Below are 7,746 nucleotides of genomic sequence, written 5' to 3' on the forward strand. Positions count from 1 at the left end.
AGTCCGCATGACACTGACCGTTCAAACCCGCTACGCCATCGACCCGCAAACCGCGAAGACCCTGGATACCGAGGGACTGCGCGACCACTTCCACGTGGGCGGCCTGTTCCAGACGGGCGAAATCCGCCTGGTCTACTCGCATTACGACCGGCTGATCCTCGGCTCCGCCGTGCCTTCGGACAGCCTGACGCTCAACCACGTGGCCGAGACCGGGACGAAGACCTTCCTCGAGCGCCGCGAGATGGGCCTGCTGAACATCGGCGAGACGGCCGAGGTCGAGGTCGCGGGCGCCCGCCACCGGATCGCGAAGGGCGAGGTGCTCTATATCGGCATGGGTGCCGGCCCGGTGACCTTCCACGCGCCGGGGCGTTTCTACCTGCTGTCGGCCCCCGCGCATCGCGCCTGCGCGACGAAACTCGTCACCTTCGAGATGGCCCGCCACGTCGAACTCGGCGCGCCGGAGACGGCGAACGAACGCACCATCCACCAGTTCATCCACCCCGAGGTGGTCGACAGCTGCCAGCTCGTTATGGGCTACACCCAGTTCAAGCCCGGCTCGCTGTGGAACACCATGCCCTGCCACACCCACGACCGCAGGATGGAGGCCTACCTCTACTTCGACGTACCCGAGGGCCAGCGGGTGTTCCACTTCATGGGCGAACCATCGGAGACGCGGCACATGGTCATCGCAAACGAGGAGGCGATCATCTCGCCGCCGTGGTCGATCCACGCGGGCGCGGGCACGGCGGCCTATACCTTCTGCTGGGCCATGGCGGGCGACAACGTCGACTTCACCGACATGGACATGATCGCGATGGAGGACCTGCGATGAGCTTCCGCCTCGACGGCAAGCGCGCGCTGGTCACCGGCGCAAATACCGGCATCGGGCAGGCCATCGCCGTGGGGTTGGCAGAGGCCGGCGCCTATGTGATCGCCGCCGGGCGCCGGTCCTGCGCGGAAACGGTCGATCTGTGCACGAAAGTCGGTGGTACGGCAGAGGAACTGACGCTCGACCTCGCGGACCTCGACGCCGCCGTGGCGGCGCTCCCCGATGAGCTCGATATCCTCGTGAACAACGCGGGAATCATTCGGCGGGAGGACTCCGTGGCCTTCTCGGAGAAGGACTGGGACGACGTCATGGATGTGAACCTGAAAGCGGTCTTCCTGCTCTGCCAACGCTTTGCAAAGAACGCGCTCGCGGCGGGCCGCGGCGGGCGCATTGTCAACATTGCCTCGCTCCTGTCGTTTCAGGGCGGCATCCGCGTGCCATCCTATACCGCGTCCAAACATGGCGTGGCCGGTCTGACGAAGATCTTCGCCAACGAATGGGCGGGGCAGGGGATCAACGTGAACGCGGTGGCGCCTGGTTATATCGCCACAAACAATACCGAGGCGCTGCGCACCGATCCCGCGCGCAATCAGGCCATTCTGGACCGCATACCCGCCGCGCGCTGGGGCGATCCGGAGGATATCGCGGGCGCGGTGGTCTTTCTTTGCGCACCGGCGGCGAAATACGTCACCGGCGCGGTGCTGAACGTGGATGGAGGCTGGCTTGCCCGCTGACACGCCGCGCCTTGCGCGCACCACTCCCGCACCGCGCATCGGTATCGTGCATCTCGGCCCCGGCGCCTTCTTCCGCGCATTCAATGCCATCTGGACCGAAGAGGCCATGGCTGCCCAGGGCGGTGACTGGGGCATCTGCGCCGTCTCGCTGAAATCACCCACGGCGCGCGACCAGATGGCGCCACAGGACGGCTGTTTCACCGCGGTCGAACTTGGCCCCGCGGGTGAAACCCGCAAGGTCATCGGAGCAGTGGCCGAAGTGCTCGTGGCGCCGGAGGACCCCGCACTGGTGGTCTCCCGCATGGCTGATCCGGGTGTCCGGATCGTCTCTCTCACGGTGACGGAAAAGGGGTACTGCCACGAACCCTCGACCGGGCATTTGCGGCTGGATCATCCCGATATCGCGCATGATCTGTCCAATCCGGACCGGCCCAGGTCCGCCCTCGGTTTCATCGTGGCGGCACTGCGCGCGCGGCGGGCGGCGGGAACGGGGCCCTTCACCGTGCTGAGCTGCGACAACCTGCCGTCCAACGGCGCGGTGGTGCGCGGTGTCGTGCTGGAGTTCGCCCGTGCGCTGGACGCGACCCTCGCCGACTGGATCGCCGGGACCGTCACCTTTCCTGCCACCATGGTCGACCGCATCACCCCCGCCACGACGGAGGCCGATTTGCAAAGACTGGCGCAGGCGGAGGGCTACCGCGACCCGGCAATGGTCGTGCATGAACCTTTCCGCCAGTGGGTGATCGAGGATGACTTCACCGCCGGACGCCCGGCATGGGATGCGGTGGGCGCGCAGATGGTGTCCACCGTCGAGGCGCACGAGCTGATGAAGCTGCGCTGCCTGAACGGCACCCATTCGACGCTGGCCTACCTGGGCTACCTTGGCGGCTACGAAACCATCGCGGACACGGTCGCCGACCCGGCCTATGCGGCGCTTTGTGAACGGCTTTGGGCGGATGAGATCGTTCCGACCCTTCCGCAGCCCGAGGGCGAGGACCTGCAAGCCTACACCGCAGCGCTCATGGCCCGCTACCGCAACCCGGCCATCCGCCACCGGACCTGGCAGATCGCAATGGACGGTTCGCAAAAGCTGCCGCAGCGTCTGCTGGGTACGATCCGGGACAATCTCGCCGCAGGCCGCGTGCCGCATGGGCTTTGCCTCGCCGTGGCCGCGTGGATGCGCTACGTCGGCGGCGTGGATGAGCAGGGCGGGGCGATCGACGTGCGCGACCCGCTCGCGGCGGACCTGAAGGCCGCCTCCGACAGCGCGCAAACGGCCGAAGCAAAGGTCGCGGCGCTGCTGGCGAAACACGAAGTCTTCGACGCCGGGCTGGCCGAAGACGCGCGGTTCCGCGAGGCGGTCATAGCCGCCTACACGGCCCTGCTCAACAATGGCGCAAGGGCCGCGGTCGCCGCCCGCACCGCCTGAAGTCCCGCAAAGGGGCGTCCCTGCGGGGGCGCCTCAACCGGCGGGCGGTCAGGCCTTTTGACCGCAAAACCGGCAGTTCCCCCGCCAGCGGGGACGGATTTTCCTGCCTTACCCCGCACGATCACGAAGGGAAACAACCCCATGTCGGGAATCGCGCGCCATGCGTCGTCTGGCCATTGGCGCGCCCGCTCCGTCGCGTCAAACCTGCGCCTGAGACTGACCCTTCGCATCGGAGCCCCCATGAGCCGTTTCTGCCTGACTGTCGCCTGCCCCTCCAAACGGGGCATCGTCGCCGGCGTCTCCACTTTCCTTGCCGAGCAGGGCTGCAACATCACCGACAGCGCGCATTTCGACGATCTGGAGACCGGCCAGTTCTTCATGCGCACCAGTTTCACCTCGGAAACCGGTGCCACTCTGGAGGACCTTCAGTCCGGGTTCGCTACGGTGGCGCAGACGATGGACCTGACTTTCCAGTTCCACGACGAGGCGGCCAAGATGCGGGTCGTCATCATGGTCAGCCGCTTCGGCCATTGCCTGAACGATCTGCTCTACCGTTGCCGTATCGGGGCCCTGCCGATCGAGATCGTGGCCGTGATCTCCAACCACATGGACTATCAGAAGACCGTGGTGAACAACGACATTCCCTTCCATTGCATCAGGGTGACGCCCGCGAACAAACCGCAGGCCGAGGCCGCGATCATGCAGGTGGTGGAGGACAGCGGCGCCCACCTGATCGTGCTGGCCCGCTACATGCAGATCCTCTCGGACGAAATGTGCCGGACGATGTCGGGCCGTATCATCAACATACATCACTCCTTCCTGCCGTCCTTCAAGGGGGCGAACCCCTACAAACAGGCCTTTGCCCGCGGTGTGAAACTGATCGGCGCCACCTCGCATTACGTGACCGCCGACCTCGACGAGGGCCCGATCATCGAGCAGGACACCATCCGCGTGACCCACGCGCAGTCACCGGAAGACTACGTGTCCCTCGGCCGCGACGTGGAGGCGCAGGTTCTCGCGCGCGCGATTCACGCCCACGCGCGTCACCGCGTATTTCTCAATGGAAACAAGACGGTGGTCTTCCCGGCCTCTCCGGGCAGCTATTCCTCGGAACGCATGGGCTGAGACCTGCGGGCAGGGGCCGCAACAACACGGAGCCGTACCACCGCTGCCAGGTCCGCAACATCCCCGAACCCATCCGCCCCCGGAACACCGCCGCCGACCCCACGACCGGGCCGCCGATCCTAGTCGAGGTGGTGGTGCAGTCCGCCGTTGATCCGCTTCCGGCGGAAGTTGAGGCAATCGACCAGGAGACGGGGAAACGGTCATGGTGGCGCATCCGTTTATCGTGGCAGATGACGCGGAACGGGCGGCGGCGCAGGCCGTGATCGAGGCCAAGCCGCAAGACGTGGTGTACGTGACCCTGCCCTGGATTAGGGCCGCTTTTTGCCGCGCTTCAGCCGATCGGCAATCACGTTCGTGATCGTGGTGTCGGTGACGATCTGCATGGGGAAACCGTGCAACTCGATCTTGGCCGGCTTTTTGTCCCGCCATTTCTTTGCGTTTGCCAAGTGCCGGAACGTTTCGCAGAGACTGCGGGACTTCCCATTCACCGTGCGTCGGATTTGGACCCGGTATTTTGCACGGCCGCCAGTGGTGTGAATGCGGGTGATGTTCAGTTCCTTGAAGTCTTTAGCCTTTTCGGACTTCTTGATCTTAGCTTTCGTGTCGGTTGCGGACTGAACCGCCCCGGGTTTGCCGGAGGCTGATTTCGGTTAGTTACGCGGCCATGTCTTCATTTTTCAGCGCCGCGTAGAAGTTTACTTCCGCCTCGGCTGGCGGGATGTTCCCGATGGGCTCGAGAAGACGGCGGTTGTTGAACCAGTCCACCCATTCCAGCGTCGCGTATTCGACGGCCTCGAAGCTGCGCCAAGGGCCGCGCCGATGGATGACCTCCGCCTTGAAGCGGCCGTTGATCGTCTCGGCCAGGGCATTGTCGTAGCTATCACCGACGCTGCCAACGGAAGACTCGATGCCGGCTTCGCCCAGCCTCTCGGTGTAGCGAATGGACAGGTATTGCGAGCCGCGGTCGCTATGATGCACCAGCCCCATGGCCTTTGTCGGCCTCCGGTCATGGACCGCCTGCTCCAGTGCATCCAGGACGAAACCTGTCTGCGCTGACGTGCTGGCGCGCCAGCCGACGATCTTGCGGGCATAGGCATCGATGACGAAGGGTGAGGGGCCTGTGCGCCATTGGTCTGAGCACGGCCCCGAACGAGACGAACCCCTTCCGGGTCGCGACGTAGGTGAAATCGCTGACCCAGAGCATATTGGGCGCCGGCACACGAAACTCGCGGTTCACCTTGTCCAGCGGCATGGGACCTTCTTGTCTGGGATCGTCGTCCGGTGCGGTTTGCCGCGGATGATGCCCTGGATGCCCATGTCCTTCATCAGCCTTGCCACCGTGGAACGCGCGACATCGAAGCCCTCCCGGACGAGCTGCCGCCAGACCTTGCGGACGTCATAGACCCGCCAGTTCTCTTGGAAAACCCGCCGGATCTCGGGCCGCAGGGCCTCATCGCGGCGGGCACGATCCGACAGGCGGGACGGATCAGCCCGCTTCGCCAGGTGATCATATTAGGTGGAAGGGGCAATCGGCAGCACCGCGCAGATCGGCTTGACCCCATGCGCATCACGATGCGCCTCCCCTCTCGGGATATTTCCTTCGGAAATACCCTGCCGGGCGGTGAATGAAATCCACCATCGCTTCGGCTGGCGGTCGAGCTCCGCCATCGCAAAATACGCCGAGGCCTTGCGAAGGATCTCGTTAGCCTGGCGCAGCTCCCGGTTCTCCCGTTCGAGCGTCTTCATCCTCTCGGCCATGTCGCTGGGAATGCCTGCGCGTTTGCCGCTGTCGACCTCGGCCTTCTTGACCCAGTCGTTCAGCGTGTTCGCGGCGCAGCCGATCTTCGCAGAAATCGACGTGGGCGCCTGCCACCGAGAGCCGTGTTGGCCGGCGCCATCGAGAACCATCCACACCGCGCGTTCGCGGACTTCAGGGGAGAACGTGTTCGTGGTCTTGCTCATGGTACTCCATCCTACTCAGGAGTTGGAGCCTCGGGCAAACCCGGGGCGGTTCACTGCTGCGGAACCATCCGGCTTGAAGTGCGCAGTTCGGTTCTGCCTTGTGGCCGTGCGCCCATAATGCGGGCAGCGCTGCAGACAGTGTTACCCAAGCAGGTGACTCTGCAGCATAGCTCCCCTAAGGTTCCTTAACACGAGCGGAATCCCCGAATGAAATGAGCGAGATTACCCTTGGCAAAGCAACATGATTTCCAAGTGGACATCGATGCCGTCGGTCGAAGCAATGCTATCCTCACCCTGCTTGAAACCGTCACTTTGGCGACGGGCATGGGCTTCGCAGCCGTTGCCAGAGTTACAAAATCGCGGTGGGTGACCTGTCGCGCGGTCGATCGCATATCCTTCGGTCTGTCGCCAGGCGATGAACTAGAAGTGGAAAGCACCCTTTGCCATGAAGTTAGGCAACACGATCAGGAGATCGTAATCGACGATGTCCACACCGACCCGGATTACGTGAACCATCATTGCCCTGCCCGCTACGGGTTTCGAGGCTATATCTCAGTCCCGATCCATTTGGCGGATGGATCGTTCTTCGGCACCTTGTGCGCCATCGATCCCAACCCTCAGCGAGTGAAGGACGATCGCGTCCTTTCGATGTTTCGGCTGTTTGCAAAGATGATCGGCGAAATTCTCGATGCAGACGAGGCGCTTTCCGAAAGCCGCAATGCGCTGGTACAGGAACGCCGGCTCTCAAAAGTCCAGGAACAGTTCATTGCCATCCTCGCCCACGACCTGCGCAATCCTGTGAACGCAGTGACGGCCGGCCTGCGCCTGCTCCAGCGTCGGGACCTCGACGATAGGGCGCGCGAGCTGGTAGACCTGATGCGCGGCTCCGTGAATCGTATGGGACTATTGATCGAAAACCTTCTTGATCAGGCCCGCAGCCGCAGTGGCAGAGGGATCGTCGTCGAACGGATGACGACCCATGGCCTGGGGCCCGCGCTCGAACAGATCATCGCCGAGCTTCAGCCTACGGCGCCCGATCAAGAGATCGTGGCCCACATCGATGTTCCCGAGGCGGTTGACTGTGATGTATCGCGGGTCTGCCAGTTGTTCTCGAACCTCCTGGCGAATGCAGTCACCCACGGAGCGAGTAACGCGCCCATTGAGGTGGACATCAAGGCATCCGCGAGCGATTTCAGACTTTCGGTCGCCAATTCGGGGGCGCGAATTCCTGATGACATGATGCCCAACCTTTTCTTGCCGTTCGAACGTAGTAACGATCGGCCGAGCAGGGAGGGACTGGGACTTGGCCTTTTCATCGCTTCAGAAATTGCGAAAGGCCACGGGGGGACATTGTCGGTTACGTCGGACGATGACCGAACGGTATTTACCTTTGAGATGTCGTGTGGGCGCGTGGCTGAGGCTGAGGCCCAAGTGTCAGGGACTTGAATTTTCGACGACAGAAGCAAGGAAATAGCTGCGTCGCAATAGGCCATTCCTGGCTTAGACCACCAGGTAGGGAACCGCTGAAGACCGCTCCCAGCCCTTCGACGAAATCCGTGTAAGACGCAGCATGAAGCTAGGGTCAGGACGCACAACCAGAACATGACAGTTGCGGCGATGCAGATTGCGGAGAGGAAGAGCTCGCCGCATCTGTCGTAGCGGGTGGC

At 63.5% G+C, this 7,746-nt stretch carries 6 protein-coding genes, 1 pseudogene and 1 other annotated feature; of the genes and pseudogenes, 6 read left to right on the forward strand and 1 reads right to left on the reverse strand.

Features of this window, described 5'->3' with window-relative positions; translation table 11 throughout:
• Positions 1-7: 7 nt before the first annotated feature.
• From kduI to J5474_RS21975, 5 genes are all read left to right on the forward strand, one after another.
• Positions 8-832 (forward strand): 5-dehydro-4-deoxy-D-glucuronate isomerase, encoded by an 825-nt coding sequence (gene kduI, locus J5474_RS21955; RefSeq protein ID WP_209364112.1) that lies wholly within the window; start codon positions 8-10, stop codon positions 830-832.
• On the forward strand, positions 829-1,563 hold the full coding sequence (kduD, locus tag J5474_RS21960; RefSeq protein ID WP_209364114.1) for a 2-dehydro-3-deoxy-D-gluconate 5-dehydrogenase KduD: 735 nt from the start codon (positions 829-831) through the stop codon (positions 1,561-1,563). Before kduI ends, kduD begins: the two co-directional genes overlap by 4 nt.
• Complete coding sequence (locus tag J5474_RS21965) at positions 1,553-2,992, forward strand: mannitol dehydrogenase family protein (RefSeq protein WP_425342911.1); 1,440 nt, start codon at positions 1,553-1,555, stop codon at positions 2,990-2,992. Before kduD ends, J5474_RS21965 begins: the two co-directional genes overlap by 11 nt.
• Before the next feature lie 240 nt (positions 2,993-3,232).
• Positions 3,233-4,117 carry a formyltetrahydrofolate deformylase gene (purU, locus tag J5474_RS21970; protein ID WP_209364118.1) on the forward strand — a complete coding sequence of 295 codons (885 nt, stop codon included), beginning with the start codon at positions 3,233-3,235 and terminating at the stop codon, positions 4,115-4,117.
• A 202-nt stretch (positions 4,118-4,319) separates the two neighbouring features.
• Positions 4,320-4,475 (forward strand): hypothetical protein, encoded by a 156-nt coding sequence (locus tag J5474_RS21975; protein ID WP_209364119.1) that lies wholly within the window; start codon positions 4,320-4,322, stop codon positions 4,473-4,475.
• A gap of 296 nt (positions 4,476-4,771) precedes the next feature.
• Here J5474_RS21975 and J5474_RS21980 read toward each other — a convergent pair.
• Positions 4,772-6,079 (reverse strand): annotated as a pseudogene (locus tag J5474_RS21980) (IS3 family transposase).
• Positions 5,639-5,798: a sequence feature (AL1L pseudoknot), on the reverse strand. Its footprint overlaps the pseudogene before it by 160 nt.
• A gap of 228 nt (positions 6,080-6,307) precedes the next feature.
• On the opposite strand from J5474_RS21980, the gene J5474_RS21985 reads away from it, so the two are divergent.
• Positions 6,308-7,525: a GAF domain-containing sensor histidine kinase gene (locus J5474_RS21985; RefSeq protein ID WP_209364120.1), complete on the forward strand. Its 1,218-nt coding sequence runs from the start codon at positions 6,308-6,310 to the stop codon at positions 7,523-7,525.
• The last annotated feature ends 221 nt before the right edge of the window (positions 7,526-7,746 follow it).

This window comes from Sagittula salina (genome assembly GCF_017813235.1).
Classification (GTDB): Bacteria; Pseudomonadota; Alphaproteobacteria; order Rhodobacterales; family Rhodobacteraceae; genus Sagittula; species Sagittula salina.

Bases quoted from the DNA above. Each gene is read 5' to 3' on its own strand.
- J5474_RS21975 (WP_209364119.1), top strand. From the start codon at position 4,320: ATGGTGGCGCATCCGTTTATCGTGGCAGATGACGCGGAACGGGCGGCG.
- purU (WP_209364118.1), top strand. From the start codon at position 3,233: ATGAGCCGTTTCTGCCTGACTGTCGCCTGCCCCTCCAAACGGGGCATC.
- kduD (WP_209364114.1), top strand. From the start codon at position 829: ATGAGCTTCCGCCTCGACGGCAAGCGCGCGCTGGTCACCGGCGCAAAT.
- kduI (WP_209364112.1), top strand. From the start codon at position 8: ATGACACTGACCGTTCAAACCCGCTACGCCATCGACCCGCAAACCGCG.